Source organism: Mesorhizobium sp. M1E.F.Ca.ET.063.01.1.1 (genome assembly GCF_003998155.1).
Classification (GTDB): Bacteria; Pseudomonadota; Alphaproteobacteria; order Rhizobiales; family Rhizobiaceae; genus Mesorhizobium.
Map to the genome: position 1 here is coordinate 1 of NZ_RZSC01000029.1, position 21,478 is coordinate 21,478.

At 65.0% G+C, this 21,478-nt stretch carries 23 protein-coding genes and 1 tRNA gene; 8 read left to right on the forward strand and 16 right to left on the reverse strand.

All coding sequences use genetic code 11. The features are described 5' to 3' along the window. Positions 1 to 594 (reverse strand): type 1 glutamine amidotransferase domain-containing protein (locus EOA29_RS04635; protein WP_145969624.1); only part of this gene is annotated, 594 nt, incomplete at its 3' end. 112 nt (positions 595 to 706) lie between these two features. Here EOA29_RS04635 and EOA29_RS04640 point away from each other — a divergent pair. Further along, positions 707 to 1,060: a helix-turn-helix domain-containing protein gene (locus tag EOA29_RS04640; RefSeq protein ID WP_126091060.1), complete on the forward strand. Its 354-nt coding sequence runs from the start codon at positions 707 to 709 to the stop codon at positions 1,058 to 1,060. Between the two features lie 7 nt (positions 1,061 to 1,067). Here the strand turns inward: EOA29_RS04640 and EOA29_RS04645 are convergent, their stop codons facing one another. Next, the gene (locus tag EOA29_RS04645; RefSeq protein WP_126091059.1) at positions 1,068 to 1,715 is read right to left on the reverse strand and encodes a cysteine hydrolase; all 648 of its coding nucleotides are present in this window, start codon (positions 1,713 to 1,715) and stop codon (positions 1,068 to 1,070) included. Beyond that, on the reverse strand, positions 1,712 to 2,041 hold the full coding sequence (locus EOA29_RS04650) for a hypothetical protein (protein ID WP_126091058.1): 330 nt from the start codon (positions 2,039 to 2,041) through the stop codon (positions 1,712 to 1,714). Before EOA29_RS04650 ends, EOA29_RS04645 begins: the two co-directional genes overlap by 4 nt. 535 nt (positions 2,042 to 2,576) lie before the next feature. Between EOA29_RS04650 and EOA29_RS04655 the strand changes: the two genes are divergently transcribed. The 5 genes from EOA29_RS04655 to EOA29_RS04675 all read left to right on the forward strand — a co-directional run bounded on the left by EOA29_RS04655 (position 2,577) and on the right by EOA29_RS04675 (position 8,679). Then, positions 2,577 to 4,013: a pyridoxal-phosphate dependent enzyme gene (locus EOA29_RS04655; protein WP_126091057.1), complete on the forward strand. Its 1,437-nt coding sequence runs from the start codon at positions 2,577 to 2,579 to the stop codon at positions 4,011 to 4,013. Further along, positions 4,010 to 5,179 (forward strand): cystathionine gamma-synthase, encoded by a 1,170-nt coding sequence (locus EOA29_RS04660; RefSeq protein ID WP_127220301.1) that lies wholly within the window; start codon positions 4,010 to 4,012, stop codon positions 5,177 to 5,179. Before EOA29_RS04655 ends, EOA29_RS04660 begins: the two co-directional genes overlap by 4 nt. 82 nt (positions 5,180 to 5,261) lie before the next feature. Continuing rightward, positions 5,262 to 5,990 (forward strand): GntR family transcriptional regulator, encoded by a 729-nt coding sequence (locus tag EOA29_RS04665; protein ID WP_126091055.1) that lies wholly within the window; start codon positions 5,262 to 5,264, stop codon positions 5,988 to 5,990. Between the two features lie 583 nt (positions 5,991 to 6,573). Then, positions 6,574 to 7,815, forward strand: coding sequence for a D-amino acid dehydrogenase (locus EOA29_RS04670; RefSeq protein WP_126091054.1), 1,242 nt, complete (start codon positions 6,574 to 6,576; stop codon positions 7,813 to 7,815). A gap of 57 nt (positions 7,816 to 7,872) precedes the next feature. Beyond that, positions 7,873 to 8,679 (forward strand): aspartate/glutamate racemase family protein, encoded by an 807-nt coding sequence (locus EOA29_RS04675; RefSeq protein ID WP_126091053.1) that lies wholly within the window; start codon positions 7,873 to 7,875, stop codon positions 8,677 to 8,679. Between the two features lie 33 nt (positions 8,680 to 8,712). Here EOA29_RS04675 and EOA29_RS04680 read toward each other — a convergent pair whose 3' ends face one another. Further along, positions 8,713 to 9,540, reverse strand: coding sequence for a glycosyltransferase family 2 protein (locus EOA29_RS04680; protein ID WP_126091052.1), 828 nt, complete (start codon positions 9,538 to 9,540; stop codon positions 8,713 to 8,715). A 322-nt stretch (positions 9,541 to 9,862) separates the two neighbouring features. On the opposite strand from EOA29_RS04680, the gene EOA29_RS41195 reads away from it, so the two are divergent. Next, on the forward strand, positions 9,863 to 10,036 hold the full coding sequence (locus EOA29_RS41195) for a hypothetical protein (RefSeq protein WP_189350454.1): 174 nt from the start codon (positions 9,863 to 9,865) through the stop codon (positions 10,034 to 10,036). Positions 10,037 to 10,065: 29 nt separating this feature from the next. Here EOA29_RS41195 and EOA29_RS04685 read toward each other — a convergent pair whose 3' ends face one another. Beyond that, positions 10,066 to 10,587, reverse strand: a complete 522-nt coding sequence (locus tag EOA29_RS04685) for a GNAT family N-acetyltransferase (protein WP_126091051.1) — start codon at positions 10,585 to 10,587, stop codon at positions 10,066 to 10,068. Next, a complete protein-coding gene (locus EOA29_RS04690; RefSeq protein WP_126091050.1) occupies positions 10,584 to 10,874 on the reverse strand; it encodes a DUF1778 domain-containing protein in 291 nt (96 codons plus the stop codon). Before EOA29_RS04690 ends, EOA29_RS04685 begins: the two co-directional genes overlap by 4 nt. A gap of 366 nt (positions 10,875 to 11,240) precedes the next feature. Here EOA29_RS04690 and EOA29_RS04695 point away from each other — a divergent pair, with 366 nt between their 5' ends. Next, a complete protein-coding gene (locus EOA29_RS04695; RefSeq protein ID WP_126091049.1) occupies positions 11,241 to 11,432 on the forward strand; it encodes a Flp family type IVb pilin in 192 nt (63 codons plus the stop codon). 104 nt (positions 11,433 to 11,536) lie between these two features. On the opposite strand, the gene EOA29_RS04700 is transcribed toward EOA29_RS04695, so the two are convergent. From EOA29_RS04700 to EOA29_RS04750, 10 genes are all read right to left on the reverse strand, one after another. Next, positions 11,537 to 11,842 carry a UBP-type zinc finger domain-containing protein gene (locus EOA29_RS04700; RefSeq protein WP_126091048.1) on the reverse strand — a complete coding sequence of 102 codons (306 nt, stop codon included), beginning with the start codon at positions 11,840 to 11,842 and terminating at the stop codon, positions 11,537 to 11,539. Then, positions 11,842 to 13,524, reverse strand: a complete 1,683-nt coding sequence (locus tag EOA29_RS04705; RefSeq protein WP_126091047.1) for an FAD-dependent oxidoreductase — start codon at positions 13,522 to 13,524, stop codon at positions 11,842 to 11,844. The genes EOA29_RS04700 and EOA29_RS04705 overlap by 1 nt, the downstream gene beginning before the upstream one ends. Before the next feature lie 150 nt (positions 13,525 to 13,674). Further along, positions 13,675 to 13,759 (reverse strand) — tRNA-Leu (locus EOA29_RS04710). A 335-nt stretch (positions 13,760 to 14,094) separates the two neighbouring features. Further along, positions 14,095 to 14,715 (reverse strand): 2,3-bisphosphoglycerate-dependent phosphoglycerate mutase, encoded by a 621-nt coding sequence (locus EOA29_RS04720; RefSeq protein WP_126091046.1) that lies wholly within the window; start codon positions 14,713 to 14,715, stop codon positions 14,095 to 14,097. Between the two features lie 91 nt (positions 14,716 to 14,806). After that, positions 14,807 to 15,628 carry a 4-hydroxy-tetrahydrodipicolinate reductase gene (dapB, locus tag EOA29_RS04725; protein WP_126091045.1) on the reverse strand — a complete coding sequence of 274 codons (822 nt, stop codon included), beginning with the start codon at positions 15,626 to 15,628 and terminating at the stop codon, positions 14,807 to 14,809. Then, positions 15,625 to 17,484, reverse strand: a complete 1,860-nt coding sequence (locus EOA29_RS04730) for an ABC transporter ATP-binding protein (protein ID WP_126091044.1) — start codon at positions 17,482 to 17,484, stop codon at positions 15,625 to 15,627. The genes dapB and EOA29_RS04730 overlap by 4 nt, the downstream gene beginning before the upstream one ends. A 232-nt stretch (positions 17,485 to 17,716) precedes the next feature. Next, complete coding sequence (locus tag EOA29_RS04735) at positions 17,717 to 18,736, reverse strand: glucokinase (RefSeq protein ID WP_126091043.1); 1,020 nt, start codon at positions 18,734 to 18,736, stop codon at positions 17,717 to 17,719. A 351-nt stretch (positions 18,737 to 19,087) separates the two neighbouring features. Then, a complete protein-coding gene (gene mepA, locus EOA29_RS04740; protein WP_126091042.1) occupies positions 19,088 to 20,170 on the reverse strand; it encodes a penicillin-insensitive murein endopeptidase in 1,083 nt (360 codons plus the stop codon). A gap of 89 nt (positions 20,171 to 20,259) precedes the next feature. Next, entirely contained in the window at positions 20,260 to 21,165 is a 906-nt protein-coding gene (locus tag EOA29_RS04745) for an SDR family oxidoreductase (RefSeq protein ID WP_126091041.1), read from the reverse strand. Between the two features lie 15 nt (positions 21,166 to 21,180). Beyond that, on the reverse strand, positions 21,181 to 21,478 hold a 298-nt coding region (locus EOA29_RS04750), incomplete at its 5' end, for a HEAT repeat domain-containing protein (protein WP_189478822.1).

Sequence of the window (21,478 nt, forward strand, 5' to 3'; positions counted from 1 at the left end):
GCGTTCGAGCGCGCCCATCTCCCAGGTGGCGTTGTCGGCAAAGTCCTCCTCGACATTGGCAAAGCCGGTGACGGTCTTGCCGGCGGCAAGCAGCGTTCCGTCGTCGCGCCTTGCGTAGCGGAGGATGGCGGTGCCATGGCAGAGCGCGGCGGCCACCTTGCCGGCTTCATGGAAGGCGACGAATGTCCGCTGCAAATCGGTGGCTCGCTCGTAGGTGAACATCGGCGACTGGCCGCCGGCGACGACGATTGCGTCGAAGCGCTCGACATCGATCTCGGCCGCCGGTCGCGTGTTGTCGACCAGGGCCGAGAGTTTCGGGCTCGAAATGAAGCCGAGCGAGATGAGGTCGGTCTCCGAATAGCCCGATGGATCGCGCGGATCGCTCAGCGCATCGGCCTCGCACCTGCCGCCGTCGGGCGAGAAGATCTCCACTTGATAGCCGCGTTCCGTGAAGGCGAACCAGGGATGAGTGAGCTCGCTCCACCAGAAGCCGACTGGCCAACCGGTGGTGGTCGACACAGCCGGATTGGCGATGACGATCGCCACGCGTCTGGGTTTTCGCGCATTGACCGGATTGGCATCCCGTACACTCATCGTCGCACTCCTTTCACGAAGCTTTCGCCGACAAAGCCGCACGCTGCAATCTGGCCACATGGCCGGGCAGATTTCGCTTTCGTCGCGGCTGTGCCTTGCCTACGATCGGCGCATGACCCGACGCGGTAGACTGTATGGCTGTCCGGTCGAGTTCGCGCTCGACGCGCTCGGCGGCAAATGGAAGACGGTGATCCTGGCGCGGATCAAGGAACGGCCGTTGCGCTATTCCGAATTGCGCCGGATGATCCCTTCGCTTTCCGACAAGATGCTGACGCAGCGCCTGGCCGACCTCGTCGAGATCGGTTTTGTCGTGCTCGAGGCATCGCCCGACGGCAAGGGACGCTATACCCTGACCGAGCGGGGCCATGATCTCGCTGCCGCGCTCCAGGCGCTCTACGACTGGGGCAGCGTGCATGGACGGGCCGAAGGCGTGCGCTTCCGCACCGATATCGACGCAGCTGCCTAGCCGAGCATCAAGCCGCATCGGCGAGCGCGCCGCAAAAGCCCGCGACGTCTGTGATGACGGCTTCGCCAAGAAAGCGCAGCGTTGTCATCGAGCGATCGCGCGCTTGCCCGTTGCCGAAGCCGCAGGCGTCCTCGATCACCACCGCCACAAAGCCATTGTCGGTCGCCTGCCGCACCGTCGGTTCGATGCCGATCTCCATGGCGATGCCGGCAAGCGCGACAGCACGCACGCCGCAGTCACGCAGAGCAAAGCCGAGCGCGGTGGAATCGAAGGCCGACATGGTCAGCTTGTCGAACACCGCCTCGGCCGCGCGCGGCGCGAGCTCGGGTACGATCCGCGTCGCTTCGGCGTCGCGCAGGAACCAGGGCTCGACCGCGTCGGGGTCGCCGCGCCGCTGCCAGGCCATGGCTGTCCGCAACTGCGTGGCGCCCATCCATTTCTTCGGCAGCGACAGATGGCGCGTGAACGCCACCCGCATACCGGCCGAGCGCGCTGCTTCCAGTGCCGTGCCGGTGCGCTCGATGATCGTCGCCGCACCCTCGACTTGGCGGCAGATGCCGATCTGCATGTCGTAGACGACCAGCGCCATGCGGCGCGGATCGCACCATTCGGCCAGGCTGGTCGGGATCTTGATGTCTTCGCTCGACCGGATCATGCCGCCGTCCGATCCCAGGGCTTGGCGATATCGACGGTCGGGTCGAACAGGAACTCGAGCGGCAGCGGCGCATCGAAGGCGATGAAATGCCATTCCAGCAGCCCGGCCTTGGACAGCGGGAAATCGTCGGTGTAGCGCCTGGCCTCCTCGACGCCGTCGAGCTCGAAGACGATGATGACGCCGCCGACATCGGCACGCGCATAATTCTCGCGCACGATGCCTGCCTTCCAGAGCCGCCAGACATTCGAGACCTCGTCGCGCAGATAGGGCCTGAGGTCGTCAAGCGTGACGCCGGGCTTGAAATTGTCATAGGCAAGAATCTTCATCGGCTGCTCCATGCATTGGTCCCGCGCAGCCTTCGGCTAGCATGGCGAAATCGGCGGCGGCAACGAACGACATGGTTCGTTGAAACATCGCAGTGGTTGGCCGCTGTGGTGGTCGGTCGGCAAGGTGCCGCCATCTCGCCAGCCTCGGCAATCCGGATTCTTGATTGGGATCGAGGGGCTAGGCGGCGATTGAAGCGTAATCTCCCCCCTTGAGGGGGAGATGGCCGGCAGGCAGAGGGGGTCGGTTCGACCGGGCTCGGCCTACCTGCTGCAGAGGGAGGTTAGCGCTTCACGCGCGGTGACCCCCTCTGTCGCCTTCGGCGACATCTCCCCCTCAAGGGGGGAGATTAACCGCGCCGGTGAAATTCCATTCCCCCACTCGCCGCCGGATTGGCACGATCTATCTTCTTTCCAAGTGAAAAGGGCTGGAAAAGACGTTCCTGTGTGATGCGTGAAGCCGGAATGGATTCCGGCCGCCATCACGCGCGAGATTGTCAGTCACCCGCGTCGAGGTTGCTGCCATGGAGGGTCCGAGATGAGCGTGCACAGGAAAGCGGCGCCCGAGGGCGCGGACACCAATCTGTCGCGGCTGCGCCCGCCTTACGCCTCGGTGCTCGACCTGATCGGCCAGACGCCGATCGTCGAGCTGACCAAATTCGACACCGGCAAATGCCGACTGTTCATCAAGTTGGAAAGCCAGAACCCCGGCGGCTCGATCAAGGACCGCATCGCGCTGTCGATGATCGCCGCCGCCGAGAAGGCGGGCAAGTTGAAGCGCGGCGGCACCATCGTCGAAGCGACCGCCGGCAACACCGGCCTCGGCCTCGCCCAGGTCGGCATCCCCAAGGGCTACCGCATCATCCTCGTCGTGCCCGACAAGATGTCGCGCGAAAAGATCCAGCATCTGCGCGCTTTGGGCGCCGAGGTACGCATGACCCGCTCCGATGTCGGCAAGGGCCACCCCGAATACTATCAGGACATGGCCGAGAAGATCGCCGCCGAAATCCCCGGCGCCTTCTATGCCAACCAGTTCGCCAACCCGGCCAATCCGCTGGCGCATGAAACCACCACCGGCCCAGAGATCTTTGCCCAGCTCGACGGCGACGTCGACGCGGTGGTGGTAGGCGTCGGCTCCGGCGGCACGCTCACCGGCCTTGGCCGCTATTTCGCGAAACATTCGCCGAAGACCGAGATGGTGCTCGCCGATCCGGTCGGCTCGGTGCTGGCGCCGCTGATCAAGACCGGCAAGATGGAAGAGGCCGGAAGCTGGACCGTCGAAGGCATCGGCGAGGATTTCGTGCCGCCCAACGCCGATCTCTCGCTGGTGAAAAAGGCCTATTCCATCCCCGACAAGCAGAGCATGCTGGCGGTGCGCGATCTCTTGTCGCGTGAAGGCATCCTTGCCGGCTCGTCCTCCGGCACGCTGCTGTCGGCGGCACTTCGCTATTGCCGCGAGCAGACCACGCCCAAGCGCGTCGTCACCTTCGTCTGCGACAGCGGCAACAAATATCTGTCGAAGGTGTTCGACGACATCTGGCTTGCCGAGCAGGGCCTCGACGAACATGAGCAGCATGGCGACCTGCGCGACCTCGTCATGCGCTCGCACCGCAGCGGCGACACGGTCTGGGTCGGCCCGGAGGAAAGCCTGCTCAACGCCTATGGCCGCATGCGCCGCTCCGATGTCTCGCAACTGCCGGTGCTCGACAACGGCAAGCTGGTCGGCATCGTCGACGAGAGCGATATATTGGCCAAGGTCGATGGCCCCTATGACGGCCGCTGGGACCGCTTCAACGCGCCGGTGCGCACGGCCATGACCTCCACCTTGCACACGCTCCAGGCCAGCCAGACGCTCGATGCGCTGCTTCCCGTTTTCGACCGCAACGAGGTCGCCATCGTCTTCGATGGCGAGGAATTCGTCGGCCTGATAACCCGTATCGACCTGATCAACCATCTGAGGCGCCGCGCAAAATGACCACAACCGGCAGGAACCGCCTGGCCTTCTCCACCCGCACCATCCATGGCGGCCAGAGCCATGACCCATTGACCGGCGCGGTGATGGTGCCGATCTACGCCACCTCGACCTATGGCCAGCAATCGCCCGGCGTGCACAAGGGTTTCGAGTACGCCCGCAGCCAGAACCCGACGCGCTTTGCCTTCGAGCGCGCCGTGGCCGATCTCGAAAGCGGCACGGCGGCCTTCGCCTTCGCCTCCGGCCTGGCCTCGATCTCGACCGTGCTGGAGCTGCTCGACGCCGGCGCCCATATCGTCGCCACCGACGACATCTATGGCGGCTCGTTTAGGCTGATGGAACGCGTGCGCAAGCGCTCGGCGGGCCTGCAGGTGAGCTTCGCCGACTTCACGGACCTCGCCGCCGTCGAAGCCGCGATCAAACCTGAAACGAAGCTTCTGTGGGTCGAGACGCCGACCAACCCGCTGCTGCGCATCGTCGATCTCGAAGCGGTCGCCGCTTTGGCCAAGCGCAAGGGCCTGCTCACCGTCGCCGACAACACCTTCGCCAGCCCCTACATCCAGCGGCCGCTGGAACTCGGCATCGACATTGTCGTGCATTCGACGACGAAGTATCTGAACGGCCATTCCGACATGGTCGGCGGCGTGGCGGTGGTCGGCGACAACCAGGACCTCGCCGACCGCTTGAAATTCCTGCAGAACGCCATCGGCGCCATCTCCGGCCCGTTCGACAGTTTTCTGGCGCTGCGCGGCATCAAGACTTTGGCGCTGAGGATGGAGCGCCATTCCACCAACGGCCTGAAGATCGCGCAATGGCTGGAAGGCCGGAAGGATGTGCGCCGCGTCATCTATCCGGGGCTTGCCAGCCATCCGCAGCACGAGATCGCAAAACGCCAGATGCATGCCTTCGGCGGCATGATCTCGGTCGACCTCGACCGCGACCTCGCGGGGACAAAACGCTTCCTCGAACGCACCCAGCTCTTCACCCTGGCTGAAAGCCTCGGCGGTGTCGAAAGCCTGATCGAGCACCCGGCGCTGATGACGCACGGCTCGATCCCCGCCGAAAAGCGCGGGGCTATCGGCATCTCCGATTCGCTGGTGCGGCTGTCGGCCGGCATCGAGGATGGGGACGATCTGATCGCGGATCTGGAGCAGGCGCTGGCGGTCTAAACAACCAATTGAGTGCACTTTGCGATTCCGGAACGTATCATATCGGCGCTTGCCGCTTGGGCGGCGCTGGTACGAGGGCGGAATGGCAAGGAAACGCAGCGGCGAGGAGAAGTCTATACCGGTGCGCACACGGGCCGTGCGCGCCGCCGACAGCGTCGAACGCGTCTATGCGCGGATCAAGGATTTCGCCATCGATTATCGCTTCCGGCCGGGCGAAAGGATCAACGAGGTCGAGCTCGCCGCCGAGCTGGCGGTCAGCCGCACGCCGGTGCGTGCCGCCTTGAACAGGCTGGAGCGCGACGGCTTCGTCGCCTCCGTGCCGAACAAGGGATTCTACGCCCGTGAGCTGACGCCGGAGGCGGTGCGCGATCTCTACGAGCTTCGCGCGGCGATCGAGCGGGCCGCCTTCGTGCTTGCCTGCGAACGGGCAGCCGATGCCGAGATCGAGGCGACAGCCGAAGCCTGGACAAAGCACAGCAGCCTGAAGGACGAAGGGTCATGGGCGAAGATCGCCGTGGCCGACGAAAGCTTCCACATGGCGCTGACGCAACTGTCCAAGAACGCGCAGATGATCGCCGCGCTCGAAGGCCTTTGCGCGCGTATCCGCTTTTTCCGCCGCATCGACCTGGAATCCGCGCCGCGCCGTGAGCGCACCTATCGCGAACATGAGGCGATCATCGACGCCTTGCGTCGCCGCGATGCTGCCGGTGGAGCAAGCCTGCTCGAAAAGCACATCACGCTGAGCTCCGCGCATGCCATCGAAGTAGCCGCGCGCGGCCTGGCGCGGATTTTCATGGGCACTGCCGCCTGAGCGGCCCTTCGCCCAAAACCCTCTCGCGGTGATCCTTCGCGCCCCCCTCTGCCCTGCCCGTCCTCCGCAGCAGCTGCGCTGCAGCTGCGGAGGGTGGACCGGGCATCTCCCTTCAAGGGGCGGGGCAATCGCATATGGCAGCGCTGGCCCCCTCTCCGACCGCTACGCGGCCACCTCTCCCCCGCCTCTTGCGGGGGCGAGGAAACGCTAGCCGCTGACCTTGAAGAGCTTGGGTTCCTCGCCCCCACAACGTGGGGGAGAGGTGGCTCGGCGAAGCCGAGACGGAGAGGGGGAGCGCCATATGCGATTGCCCTCAAGGGGGAGATCAGCCGTCAACTCCGCTTTCGCCAATCGCCGACATTGCAGGACGAGCGGAGCGCCGAAGCTGCCAATCTCCCCCCTTGAGGGGGAGATGTCCGGTCCACCCTCCGCAGCTGCAGCGCAGCTGCTGCGGAGGACGGGCAGGACAGAGGGGGGCGCGAAGGATCGCCAAGGGAGGTAATTTGTAGCGTTTCTGTGCCGCCCCTTGCGGATCGCGAATTCCATTCTAAAGTGTACTCACTTTGCGATCTCCGGAGGCGCTATGCGCGTGATCGTGTTGGGTGGCGGGGTTGTCGGCGTCACCACCGCCTATCAGCTGCAGAAGGACGGGCACGAGGTCGTCATCCTCGAGCGCCAGCCGCTAGTCGCCGCCGAGACCAGTTGGGGCAATGCCGGCATGATCGCGCCCGGCCATTCCTTCGTCTGGTCGTCGCCCAAGGCGCCGATGATCCTCTTGAAATCGCTGGTGTTGAAGGATCAGGCGCTGCGCTTCAAGCTGTCGGCCGATCCGAGGCTCTATAGCTGGTCCTTTCTGTTCCTGATGGAATGCACGGCCGAGAAGGCCAGGCGCAACACGCTGCTCAAGCATCGCCTCGCCGCCTATTCGCAATCGGTCCTGCACGAGGTCATCGCCGACGAGGCTATCGACTACGACCGCAACGATCGCGGCATCCTCTATTTCCACCGCAGCCAGCAGGCGCTCGACAAAGGCATCGAGCACATGAAGCTGCTCGAATCCGACGGGCAGGAGATCAGGGTGCTCGACCGTGCCGGCGTCGTCGCGCTCGACCCATCGCTGGCGTCCGCGAAGGACGGAATAGCCGGCGGCATCCATTGCCCGACCGACGAGACCGGCGATCCGGCGAAGTTCACCCGGGCGCTGGCAGCGAAGGTCGTGGAGCGCGGCGGCGAAATCCACACCGGCACCACCATCACCGGCATCGAGACATCGGGTGACGGCGTCACCCAGGTGCTGACCGACAAGGGGAACTTCAAGGGCGACGCCTATGTTCTGGCGCTCGGCTCCTACAGCCCGCTGATCGCGAAGACGATCGGCATCGGCCTGCCGATCTACCCGATCAAGGGCTATTCGCTGACCATTCCGATCGGCAACCGGCCGCATCCGCCGACCATCGCTTCGGTCGACGAGCACAATCTGGTCGCCATCTCGCGCTTCGGCGACCGGCTGCGCGTCACCGCCACGGCCGAATTCGCCGGCTATGACACCAGCCACAAGCCGGCCGACTTCGCCTTCATGAAGGGCGTGACGCAGGACCTTTATCCGGAGGGCGCCGATTATGACCGCGCCGAGATGTGGGCGGGCCTCAGGCCGATGACGCCGAACAACCTGCCAGAGTTCGGGCAGCGGCGCCTCGGCAACCTCTATCTCAACACCGGGCACGGCCATATCGGCTGGACCATGTCGCATGGATCGGCCCGCATCACCGCCGACCTCATCGCCGGCCGCCGGCCGGCCATTTCCATGGATGGACTTTTGAATTGAACGCAGGGTCCGGGAGCGGGACCGGTGCAATCACGATCGATAAGAAAGGGAAATGCCATGTCTGCCGGACTCGCTGCCTCTGTCCCTCAATCTGCTGAGCCAGTCGACCTGGGCGTGCTGCCGTCCGAACTCGACGGCGGCCTCGCCGCGCGCGCGGCGATCGGGCTGGCGATCCTCGCCACCGACCAGACGCTGGAGCACGAGTTCCGCGCGCTGGTGCGCATTCCGGGCGTCGCCTTCTACGAGGCGCGCCTCTTCAACGACAACGACATCACGCCGGACACGCTGCGCGCCATCGGGCCGCGGATCGCGCCGACCGTCGACCTCATCCTGCCCAGCATTCCGCTCGATGTCGTCGGCTTCGGCTGCACCTCGGCAACGATGACGCTCGGCGAGGAAGCCGTGTTCGCCGAGATCAGGAAGGCGCGGCCGGGCGTCGCCTGCACCACGCCGGTCACCGGCGCGCTTGCCGCCTTCAAGGCGCTCGGCGCCAAGGGCATCGGTCTGCTGACGCCCTATGCGCCCGAGATCAATCAGGGCCTGGTCCGCTATTTCACCGGCCGCGGCCTGGACATCGCCGCCGTCGCCAGTTTCGACCGTCGCGACGACCGCGAGGCGGCCCGCATCTCGCTCGCCTCGATCGAGGCGGCGGCCGAGCGCATGGCGGCGGTGCCGGGTGTGGACGCGATCTTCATCTCCTGCACCAGCCTGCGCGTCGCCGAGGCGGTAGCCGGGCTGGAAAAGCGCATCGGCATACCCGTCACCTCGTCCAACCACGCCATGGCCTGGCACTGCCTGCGCCTCGCCGGCATCGACGACGTCGTGCCGGCCGGCGGGAGGCTGTTTGGATTGCAACCCGGTTGAAGCGAAGCGTCGCCCGCTGGATCACCGCTGATTTCAGACTCGGCGCCTGACCAGCTTCTTTCGCAGCCGAGCGGCCTCTATTCTGTCGAGCAATATCTTCTCGTTCGCGGCAGCGCGGCCGCGATCGGCGGGCTTGTGCCAGATGTGCAGCACCTCGGTCGCCCATGTGCCGGCGCGGCGGACGACGCCCTTGTCCTGCAATCGGAAGACGAAGTCGACGTCCTCGTGGCCCCAGCCCGTGAAGGTCTCGTCGAAGCCGCCGACGGCAACCGCATCGCTTTTCCAGCAGGCGAGATTGCATCCCTTGATGCGCCGCCAAACGAAGGATCGGTAGTCCGACAGCCTTTGCCAGGGCACGCGCATGAAAAACGAGGCGATTTTGGCGGTGTCGCTCTTGAGGCGATAGCGCAGGATGTTCCGGCGGAAGGTGTGATAGTCCCAGATTCCTCCCGCCAGCAGCGCCTTGCTGAACTCCCGGCCGAGCAGGATGCGGCTGCCGGTGATGAGGTAGTTCGGCCTGGCCAGCGCGCGATGCCGGGCGACGAAGTCGGGCTGCGGGATACAGTCGCCGTCAAGGAAGATGAGATAGGCGCCTCGCGCCTCGCCTATAGCCTTGTTCAGGATTGCGGATTTGCGAAAGCCGACATCCTCATGCCAGACATGCCTGACGGGAATTGGCGCGGAGCAGGCAAAGGCTTCGATCACCTCGGCCGTATCGGGCCGCGATCCGTCATCGGCGACGATGACCTCGAAGCAGCGCTCGGTTTGGCCGGCGAGCGATTGCAGATTGAGCCGCAGCGCCTCCGGCCAGTTGTAAGTGGAGACGATCACTGAAACTGGTACAGCTTCGGGCCGGGTCATGAAAATGACCCTGCCGTTTCTTCGCCCCGATCAAAAAAGCAATTGGGCACGTCGTAAAAACGCGCCTCTCCGCGCGCGTACTTCACGCGGAGTGTCCCCCCAAGCATTTGTTACACCCCACCCCAGAAAGCCCGGTGTTTTCTATTGCGCCCGGCCGGTTTTCGTCAATATCGCCGCGCTTTTATTCGGCACGGCAAATCGGCAAAGGCGGGCGGGGCGGCCTCGGCGGCGTTCGAATTCCGCGCGGTTAACGGAATCGGAAGGGGTTGTTTAACCGTTCGCTACTATGTCCGCCGCCGGGAGGCAGGACAGAGTGAGTGCGATGAACGACAGCCCCGAAAAGCGCAACGAATGGCGCGCCATTTTCTACGTGCAGGCGCGCGTCGCCATTCTGTTTGTGCCGATCATCGTCAGCCTTCTGATCGTCGGCGTGCTGGCCGGCAACGACCACGATCCCGATGGCATCGACCGGACTGTTACCAGTTCGGTGAAGTAGGCGGCGCTGGTCGTTAGCCTCTATCCGCTTCATCCGCTTTTGCTGGTTGGTTCCTTTGGTCTGATCGCCTCACGCAGATCGGCGAGAGAGATCACCAGCGTCATGGGATCGCGAGGCGAGGGGTCGAACCCAAGCGCCGTATAGTAGCTTCGCGCTTCATCCGAGATGGCGTGGACCAAGATGCCGCGGATGCCGAGCGACCCTGCAGCATTCATCACCCTGCGCGCTGCATCCTGGACGAGCGCCCTGCCGATTCCTTGTCGCTGACAGGAAGTGTCGATTGCGAGACGAGCAAGAATTGCTACCGGAATCGGATCGGGCATGTTGCGCCGAAACCGGCCTGGCACATGGCTGGCAATGACGCCGCCCGAAGCGAGCGCGTAGTAGGCGACAACCTTGTCGTCCTTGCAAGTGACGAAGGTGCGTGTCGCGCCACTGTCCTGGTTGGCGAGCGCTCGGCGTTTGACCCAGTCATCCGACGCCGGAATGCCGGATGAAAAAGACGAAAGGTCGTGGCCACGATCCAGCGGTACCGGCGCCTGGAGCGTCACTTAGTTTCCCATGGCAGTGGCGCGTTCATCAGTTTGGACAGTCGCTCGTTCGACTTGGCCGGCACATCGAGCAGAGCAAGGAATTCGGCATAGGCTTCCGGCGAGACCTTGATAAGCGTGCGCTCGAGCAGCGTGTCCTCAGCCATACGCCGGGCAGCGTCGAGGATGAAATCCGTCCGGGTCTTGCCGAGCGTCCGCGCGGCTTCGTCGATCAAGCCGCGCTCCTCGGGCTTGATGCGCATGTTCAGCGTGCTTCTCTTGGAAGCGTCTGGAGGTTCGTGCTTCATTGTTCAAGAGTAGTAGCGTGTAATGACGTTGTCATTATAGTGAGAGCGGGTTTTGTTCACATCGAGATGAATGCATATGCCATAAAAGGCTTTTGTTGAGCGGTATAGACAAGAGTCTAGCGCAGAGCAAACCGCAAAAGTCAGTCAGCCACGCTAATTTTCCCATCGAGTACCGTGATTGGGCATCGCTTGCCCTATATATTAGGTATAGCTTTATAACGATGTGCTATTATGTCAAGCTAACCTTCAAGCTCTATTCCAGATATGGCTGCAATAACAGAATTTTAACTGTTTGGATTAAGGTCTTCAAAATTGTTTCTTTATAGGTTGAGCAGGTCACCAACGGGGCAACAAGGGAATCCTCCAATGCTCAATCTAATCAAGCGTTTCAAGAACGACGAATCCGGTGCAACGGCTATCGAATACGGCCTGATCGCGGCGCTGATCGCACTGGCGATCATGGTCGGAGCAAGCTCGCTCGGCGGGGCGTTGAACACAAAGTTCAATCACATAGCCGACTGCGTTGCGGACCCGAACGCGTCTGGATGTGCGAAATAAGTTTCTGCCCACGTGTTACAGCACGGGCTTTTGGGGTCGCCTTCGGGCGACCTCTTTTTTTTGCGCCGCGCAGGCAAGTGGCGCGCCGAGAGGTCAGGGCCGCCTCAAACAAAGCGTGGGATCGGTCCGTTCTGCGGCGTGGTGCGGCCGCCGAGGTCGATGAAAACCTCGTCGACATAGCACCAGCCCCATCCCTCCGGCGGGTCGTAGCCCTCGATGACCGGGTGGCTTGTGGCGTGGAAATGCTTGGTGGCGTGGCGGTTGGGCGAGTCGTCACAGCAGCCGACATGGCCGCAGGTGCGGCAGAGCCTTAGATGCACCCACCAGGATCCGCTCTTCAGGCATTCCTCGCAGCCGAGCGCGCTCGGCGTGACGTCCTGGATGTCCTCCGTATGCCTGCATTCGTTCATCACGATCTCCTGGAGTTGCTCTGAGCGGCGCGGCTCTGCGCAAGATAGGCATGCAATGCCGACACCACCTGGGCGCCTTCGCCGACGGCCGCCGCGACCCGTTTCGTCGAGCCGCAGCGAACGTCGCCGATGGCGAACACGCCGCCGCGGCTTGTCTCCATCGGGCCGTGTCCCGGCGCCACATCCGGCCCCGTTCGCACAAAACCCTTGGCGTCCAGCATCACATTGCAGCTTGCCAGCCAGTCGGTGTTCGGGTCGGCGCCGATGAACAGGAAGACATGGCGGATGGCACGCGTCGTCTCCACGCCGGTGACCCGGTTGCGCCAGCGCACCTGGTCGAGATTGCCTTCGTGGCCGTCGAGCGCCTCGATCTCGGTCTCGGTCAGCACCTCGATGTTCGGCTGCGCCTCGATGCGCTCGACCAGATAGCGCGACATTGTGGCATCGAGGCTGTCGCGGCGCGCCAGGAGCGTCACTTTCCGCACCTGGCTGGCCAGGTAGACAGCCGCCTGGCCGGCCGAATTGCCGGCGCCGACCAGCGCGACCTCCTGCTCCCGGCAAAGCCGCGCCTCGATCGGCGAGGCCCAATAATGCACCGACGTGCCCTCGAACTGCGCGAGGTTGGCGATATCGAGGCGGCGGTAGCGTGCCCCGCTGGCGATCACCACCGTGCGCGTACGTACGCTTTCGCCGTCGCCGACATCGAGCCTGTAGCCGGGCATGTCGTCGGCGGCGCCGAGCAGCTTCGCCTCGTCCGGGATCACCATCTCGACGCCGAACTTCTGCGCCTGGTTGTAGGCGCGCGCCATCAGCGCCATGCCCGTAATGCCGGTCGGGAAGCCGAGATAGTTCTCGATGCGCGAGGAAGCGCCAGCCTGCCCGCCGAAGGCGCGGCAATCGAGCACGATCGTCGACAGCCCTTCCGAGCCGGCATAGACCGCCGCGGCCAGCCCCGCCGGCCCGGCACCGACAATGGCCACGTCATAGACTTTGCCGGCATCGATCGGCCGCAGCAGGCCGACGCAGCGCGCGAGCTCGCTCTCGCCCGGATTGTGCAGCAGCTTGCCATTGGGACAGAGCACGATCGGCAGATGATGCGGATCGACATGGAAGCGCTCGATCAGCGTCTTGGCGCAGGGATCGGTGTCGGAATCGAGCGCGCGGTGCGGCAGGCCGCTGCGGGTGAGAAAACCCTGCAGCCGCAGCACGTCGCCATTGCCGGGAGGTCCGATGACGACCGGTCCGCTGACGCCGCTTTCGAGCAGACCGACGCGGCGCAGGATCAGCGCCCGCATGATGCGTTCGCCAAGGTTCGCCTCCTGCACCATCAGGTCGCGCAGGCGCTGCGACGGGATGACGATGGCCTCGACCGGCTCGGCCGCTTCGGCATTGACCAGCGACGGCCGGTTCGAAAGCTGCGCCAGCTCGCCGATGAAGTTGCCGGAGCCGTAGGTGATGATCGCCTCGGGCCGGCCAAGGCCGCCGGCCTGCGTGATGTCGACCCTGCCCGACAGGATGAGGATCAGCCCGGGCGAGACCGAGCCGGCCGTGACGATAGGCTCCGCGGCGTCATAGGCGCGCGCTTCACCGAAGCGGCGCATGCGCTCGATGTCCGCATCGGTCAGGATCGGAAACATCTGGTCGCGGCGGGCGGCGATGGTCGGGCTGACGGAAGGGGCCATGGGGCGGACCGTAACGCCAGGGGTGCTAGGTTTGAAGCGGTTTGTTCGGGGACTGGCCGGGAGGGGAGGTGGATGGCGAAGCTCAGAGGCTACGGCCAATCACGAATGTCGTAAATCTGGAAGCGCTATCCCGTTGGCAGTCGGGAAAGATGGTGCCCAGAAGAGGACTCGAACCTCCACTCCTTGCGGAACACGGACCTGAACCGTGCGCGTCTACCAATTCCGCCATCTGGGCTGGTGCGGGCTCATGTAAGCGGGCAAACGATATGTGTCAACGCGCTTTTTTCGTCTGCGTCGGCGCTGCCCCTCATCGCCCTGCCGGGCCCTTCTCCCCGTATAGTGACGGGGAGAAGGGGCTGGCCTCGGCCTCGGCGCCCTTCCTGCACCGCTGGCGACTGGCGAAATCGGCCAAGAGCTTCCCTCTCCCCGTCACTATACGGGGAGAGGATGCCGGCAGGCAGGTGAGGGGCAGCGCAAACGCCGGATGGGTAAGCGCGGGAACAGAAATCTGAAGTGATTTGCCTTGGAAACCGCGCGCCTAGTCGCCGCCGCAAGGAGGCAAAAGAGCCCTCACCCCTCCAGCACTTCCTTCTTCGCCACGGTCGAATCGGCGTTGAGCTTGTAGATCACCGGCACGCCGGTGCCGAGCTCGAGCTTGACGATCTCCTCGCCGCTCTTGCCGTCCAGCGCCATGATCAGCGCGCGCAGCGAGTTGCCGTGGGCGGCAACCAGCACCGTTTCGCCGCGCAGCACATGCGGCTGCACGTCGTGCAGGTAATAGGGCCACACGCGCGCGCCGGTGTCCTTCAGGCTTTCGCCGCCGGGCGGCGCGATGTCGTAGGAGCGGCGCCAGATATGCACCTGCTCCTCGCCCCATTTCTTGCGCGCGTCGTCCTTGTTGAGGCCCGACAGGTCGCCATAGTCGCGCTCGTTGAGCGCCTGGTCGCGGATGGTCTCGAGACTGCTCTGGCCGACCACGTCGAGAATGATCTGGCAGGTCTTCTGCGCCCGCTTCAGCGCCGAGGTGAAGGCGATGTCGAATTTCAGGCCGCGCGCCTTGAGCTTCTCGCCGGCGGCAAGGGCTTCCGCGTTGCCCTGCTCGGTCAGGCCGACGTCGCGCCAGCCGGTGAACAGGTTCTTCAGGTTCCATTCGCTCTGGCCGTGGCGCACGAGCACGAGAGTTCCCGACATGTTTGCTCCTGATAAGTGGTTCGATTTGAGCAATTCCAGGAAAAGTGTGTAGCGGCTTTCCGTTCGGAATTGCGTTGGAAAATAGGCCGCCTCAGCTCAGGCCGAGCACGTCCCGCATGGAATAGAGCCCGGGTTTCTTCGCGCGCGCCCAAAGCGCGGCTTTTACAGCGCCGCGGGCGAAGATCGCCCGGTCCTCGGCCTGGTGCGAGAGCGTGATGCGCTCGCCGGTGCCGGCGATGATCACGCTGTGCTCGCCGACCACCGAGCCGCCGCGCAGCGTCGCGAAGCCGATCGTGCCCGGCTTGCGAACGCCGGTGTGGCCGTCGCGCACCCGCACGCTGTTGTCCTTGAGAGCGATCTCCCTGCCCTTCGCCGCCGCCTCGCCGAGCAGCAGCGCCGTGCCGGACGGCGCGTCGACCTTGTGCTTGTGATGCATTTCCAGGATCTCGATGTCGAAATCTTGCGGGTCGAGCGCGCGTGCCGCCTGCTCCACCAGCACCGCCAAAAGATTGACGCCGAGGCTCATATTGCCGGATTTGACGATCGTGGCATGGCGCGCGGCCGCCGCGATCTTCGCGTCGTCCTCCGCCGAGCATCCGGTGGTGCCGATGACATGGACGATGCGCGCCTGCGCGGCATAGCCGGCGAATTCGACGCTCGCGCTAGGGGCCGTGAAATCGAGCACGCCGTCGGCCTTGGCGAAGGCCGGCAGCGGGTCGTCGACGATCGGCACGTTGATGGTGCCGATGCCGGCGAGCTCGCCTGCGTCCTTGCCGAGATAGGGCGAGCCCTGCCGTTCGACCGCGCCGGCGACGCGCGCGCCGGGAATCGTGTGGATGGCGCGGACCAGCGTCTGGCCCATCCGGCCGGCGGCACCCACCACCACCAGGCCCATATCGCCCGCTTCGCTCATGCGCTTCTCCTGACGGCTTTCTTCGCGCGGCTGCGCGGCGACGGAGTTTGGATCGGCCTGGCGTCGTCGACAAGCCCCAGGCCCTTGTTGCCCTGAACCCGGTGGAAGCGGGCATAGACGCTGTGCGGGTCGGCCATCAGCGAGGCATGCGTGCCTTCCTCGACCAGCCGGCCTTCCTCCAGCACGATGATGTGGTCGGCATTGACCACCGTCGACAGCCGGTGCGCGATGACGATGGTGGTGCGCCCTTCCATGACATGGGTCAGCGCTTCCTGGACGCGCGCTTCCGCCTCGTTGTCGAGCGCCGAGGTCGCCTCGTCGAGCAGAAGGATCGGCGCCTGGCGCACGATGGCGCGGGCGATCGAGACGCGCTGGCGCTGGCCGCCCGACAGCGTCACGCCGTTCTCGCCGACCGGCGTGTCATAGCCCTGCGGCTGCTGGCGGATGAACTCGTCGGCCGCCGCTTGGGCAGCCGCCAGCTCGATCTCGGCGTCGGTGGCCGAAAGCCGGCCATAGCGGATGTTATCGCGGATCGTGCCCTCGAACAGGTAGGGCGCCTGCGCGACATAGGCGATCGAGCTGCGAAGCGAACGCTTCGTCAGCTTGGAAATGTCCTGCCCGTCGACTTCGATTCTGCCGCTATCGACGTCGTGGAAGCGCTGCAAGAGCGCCACCAGCGTCGACTTGCCGGCGCCGGAGGCGCCGACGATCGCCGTGACCTTGCCGGCGGCGGCGGTGAAGCTCAGGTTCCTGAGCACCGGCATATCTTCGGCGTAACCGAAGGTGACATTGTCGAAGCGCACCTCGCCATTGCCGATACTGGCCTCGACCGCGTCCGGTGCGTCGCCCTGTTGCGGTTCGAGGTCGAGCAGCTCGTAGATCATGCGCGCGTTGACCAGGGCCCGCTCCATGCCGACCTGCGTGCGCGCCAGGCGTCGGGCAGGATCGTAAGCGAGGATCAGCGCGGTGATGAAGGAGAAGACCGCGCCCGGCGGCTCGCCGAGAACCAGCGCCTTATAGCCGGAATAGGCGATGACGCCGGTGACGGCGAGGCCGGCCAGCATGTCGGAAATCGGCGTCAGCCGCTCCGACACGCGCGCGATCTTGTTGCCGCGCTGCTCGGCGCTCTCGGAAAGCTTGCCGATGCGGCGCGAGAGCTCCTCCTCCATCGTGAAGGCTTTGACGATGGCGATGCCTTGCGTCGCTTCCTGCATGGCGCCGATCAGCCGCGAGTTGATCTGCACGGACTCGCGCGAGATGCGGCGCACGCGGCGCTGCAGATAGACGACGGCCCAGATCAGCGGCGGCCCGATCAGCAGCGAGGAAAGCGACAACAGCGGGTCCTGGTAGATCATGACGCCGATCAGGCCGATCAGCGACACCGCATCGCGCGCGATCGAGGTCAGCGTCATCGACAGAAGGTCGCGGATGCCGTTGATGTTTTCGTTGACCCGCGCCGCGAGCTGCCCGGAACGCGTGTCGGTGAAGAAGCCGACGCCGAGCTTCATCAGATGGTCGAAGATGCGGCGCTGGTAGCGCGCCACCAGATTGTTGCCGATCTTGGACAGCGTCACCGCCTGGCCATAGGTGGCAAGCCCTCGCAACACGAAGGAACCCATGATGCCTGCGCAGATCAGAAGGATCAGATCGCCGCGCCGCTCGTAGAAGATCTGGTTGACGACCGGGCTCATGATCCAGGCGGCGAAGGCCGTCGTGGCCGAAACGACCAGCGAGCAGGTGATGGCGACAACATAGGACCAGCGGTATTCGCGGCCGTTCTCGGCGATGATGCGGCGCAGGATCGCCCAGGTTTCGCCCGGCAGGGCCTTCGCTTGATGTTGAAGCGACTGGTTCAAATCGGGGTTTGTTCCGTGATTTTCGATTGGCCTCGCAGCCGGGCTGCAATTCGGCACCCCTCTTAGCGCCCCAGTGGCGGCTTGCCTATGGCGAAACTTCGTCGCGGCATCGCGAAAGCGGCGAAGGATGTTTTTAATTCCAGAGGCCGGCGCGTGCTTGGCACAGGCCTCTCAGACAGGGTCCCGGAGTCTCTGCGACGAAACTCCGCCCTGGGCTGGATCGCTGCCAGCCTCACGTCCGCCAGTGCCGCCCCGCAGTCTGGACGCCGAACAGCGAGGGGGTCCTGGCATAGGCGGCGAGGCCGAGGAGCGCCGCGAGCGGGTGCGTGATGACATAGACCGGCATCGAACGCATCAGCGCGCTGTGCGGCGCCTTGTCCTCGAAGGCGGCGCGGAAATTGCCGGCTTTCAGGGCCGGCACGATCTTTTGCGCGATGCCCCCGGTCAGGAACACGCCGCCGCGGCTCTTGAACACCAGCGCCAGGTCCCCGGCGGTGCGGCCGAGGCAGGTGACGAACAGTTCCAACGCTTCCTGCGCCACCGCGTCGGATTTGGCCAAAGCCGCGGCGGTGACCTCCGCCGGGGTGGTGAAAGGCATCGGTTTGGCATCCGTCTTGGCCACGGCGCGATAGAGGTTGACCAGCCCGCGGCCGCATAGGATCTGCTCGCCGGAAATGCGACCCTCGAGCTTTTCGATATGCGGGAACACCTCGAAGTCGCGCGGCGTGCGCGGGCCGATGTCCATATGCCCGCCCTCGCCCGGCACCGGTATCCAATGGCGCAGCGCGTAGATCAACCCGGCGACGCCGAGCCCGGTTCCGGGGCCGAGCACGACCCGCCCCGCGCTCGGTTCCGGCGTGCCGCCGCCGATCTTTTCCATATGCTCCTCGCCGAGCGCCACGACCGCCAGCGCCTGCGCCTCGAAATCGTTGAGCACGACGATTTCGCTCAAGCCCAGATTGGCGAACATCTGGTGCGGCTTGACCACCCAGGGGCAGTTGGTGAGCCGGATCTCGTCGCCGTCGACCGGGCCGGCGACCGCCAGCACCGCCGAATGCGGTTGGATCGACGAGCGGTCGAGCACCGCCGCCTGGATCGCCTCGTCGATGGTCTTGAAATTGGCCGTCTGCACGATCTGCGGCTCGGTCGCTTCCGAATTGGCGTCGAGCACGATGGAAAAGCGCGCATTGGTGCCGCCGATGTCGCCGATCAGGACCGGAAACCGCAGCGCTGTATCGTCTTCGCCTGCCATTTTTTCTCGCTCGTCCCCGTTCTGACCATCTGCCGCCTGTCTGTTCGTTGAACTAGCGCATGGGGTGGCAAAGGGAAAGCGGCTTAGCTTCAGGAGGCAACCCCTCTGACCGCTTGGCGGCCAGCTCAATCGCATATGGCAGCGCCAGCCCCCCTCTCCGGCCGCTTCGCGGCCACCTCTCCCCCATTTCATGGGGGCGAGGAAACGCTAACCGCTGATGTCGCAGCCTTGAAAAGCTTGGGTTCCTCGCCCCCACAAAGTGGGGGAGAGGTGGCTCGGCGAAGCCGAGACGGAGAGGGGGAGCGCCCTATGCGATTGTCCTGCCCTCAAAGGGGGGTCGCAGGCTGGGCCTCAGTTCCCCGGCCTTGGCCTTGGCAGCGGAATGCCGATCGAGGGCGTGGGCGCGAAGGCGCTGGCCTCGGCCGGGAGTGCCGCGGCGCTGCTGGAGATCGTCTGCGCCGGCTCGGCCGGTTCCGGCTTGGCGGCCGCTACCGCTGTCGCGCCGCCGCCTTGATAGGTGACAGCCTCCAGCGAAGGCGCGTCGGGCGCGGCGAGCACCGCCCGGCATTCTCTGGGCAGGTTGGCCATCGTCATCAGGTCGCGGGCCTTCGGCGCATCCGGGTTCTTGTTCGGCCGCCAGGGCTCCTCGGTGAACCACCAGGCAAGCGGCTTGCCGCAGCCGTCGTCGTCAGGCGTCGCATCCTGCGCCTTGCAGCCGGGCGAGCCCGGCTGGCAGCCGATGCGCATGTGGAAATGATAGTCGTGGCCCCAGAACGGCCGGATCTTGCGCAGCCAGGAACGGTCGCCGGTGACGGTGTCGCAGAGCTTCTTCTTGATGCCCGGATTGACCAGGATGCGCTCGACTTCCGCGTAGCTCGCCGCGCGCTTCAGAAGCCGCGTATGCGCCGGCGTCCACAGCGCGTCCTTCACCAGATGCGTTTTCTCGTCGACCATCAGCTTGGCGCTCATGGTCTCGCGCTGCGCAATCGTCAGCGGACGGCTCGGCATCGGGGTCAGCCAGATGTCGGCGTCGAGGCCGATCTGGTGCGAGGCATGGCCGGTCATCATCGGCCCGCCGCGCGGCTGCGAAATGTCGCCGATCAGCAAGCCGGGCCAGCCATCCGCATGGGCATCACGGGCGAGCTTCTCGATCAGCGCAATCATCGACGGATGGCCCCAGCGGCGGTTGCGCGAGGGGCGCATCACTTCCCAGCTCGGCCCGTCCATCGGCAAGGCGACGCCGCCGGTGAAACAGCCCTTGGAGTAGAAGCCGAAGGATTGCGCCGGCGCCACCGCCGGCAGCTTTTCGGCGCCGAACAGATCCTTGGCGCGGGGTTCGGCCGAGATCGCGGCCGCCGCCAGCGCGGCTAAAGTCACCAGCGCAAGCGCGGCGGTCAGGAACGGCTTCCTGTCGGGCAGCGATCGCAACGTCATCAGGTCGGGTCCCCTCTCCAGTGGCGCGACGCAATCCTCGGCGACATGCTTCAGGCGCGAATCATATCATGCCATGCGCTTCGCTTCGATCACGAGCGTTTCATCGGGCTGCGCGGTTCCCCATCCCGCCAGTTGCCGTCGGCCCACATCCGCTCCAGCGCCACCCGATAGTTCGGGAAACGGAAGCGATAGCCGGCCGCCTTGATCGCGTTGTTGGCGACGCGCTTGTTCTCGCCATAGAAAGAACGCGCCATGGGCGAAAGTTGGGCGGTCTCGAACGGAATTTCCGGCGGTGCCTCCACGCCCATCAATCCGGCGGCATAGGCGACGACATCCTGCGGCGGTGCCGGCTCGTCGTCGGTGACGTTGAAAATGCCGCCGAGATTCTGTTCGGCCAGATGCCAAAGCGCGCCGGCGATGTCGTCGCAATGGATGCGGTTGAACACCTGATCCTTCTTGACCAGCCGCCTTGCGATGCCGTCCTCGAGATTGGCCAGCGCGTTGCGGCCCGGGCCATAGATGCCGGACAGCCGCAGGATCGCCACCGGTTTTCCGATCTCTTGGCCGAGTTTCAGCCACTCCCGTTCGGCCGCCACCCGCATCGTCGAGCGCTTCGACACCGGCTTGCAGTCGGTGGTCTCGTCCACCCAGGCGCCACCATGGTCGCCATAGACGCCGACGGTCGAAAGATAGCCGATCCATGCAAGCGCCGGCATGCTCGCCCGGATCGTCTGGCCGGCGGCGTTGAGCGCCGGATCTCCCGCTTCGTCCGGCGCGACCGAGACGATGAGATGCGTGGTTTGCCGAAGCGCATCGCCGATCTTGGGCGTCAGCGAACCGTCGAAGCGCAACGGCTCGATCCCTGCCTGCCGCAGCGCCTCGAATTTTTCCGGCGAGCGCGTCGTCCCAAGGATCGGCGCGCCGTTTTCGTTGGCCCGGGCAAAGGCCTTGCCGGAATAGCCGGCGCCGAAAATGAAGAAGCGTTTTCCGCTCATCAATGAACCCCCCCTTCAACGATCCTTTGCGGGATCCGGCAGCGCCGAAAGCCATTCGTCGCGCACCGTCGCCTCGTTTTCCGTCTGCAAGGCCGATGCGGCAAACTCGGCAAAATCGCGCCGCGGCATCAGTAGCGATAGCGCCCATACTGCCGCACCCCGCACCAGCGGCGAGCCGTCGTCGAGCAGGCCGCGCACGATCGGCGCCAGCGAGACATCGCCGGAATTGCCGGCGGCGATCAAGACGTTGCGGACAAAACGATCGCGGCCGATGCGCTTGATCGGCGAACCGGAGAAAAAGGAGCGGAACGCC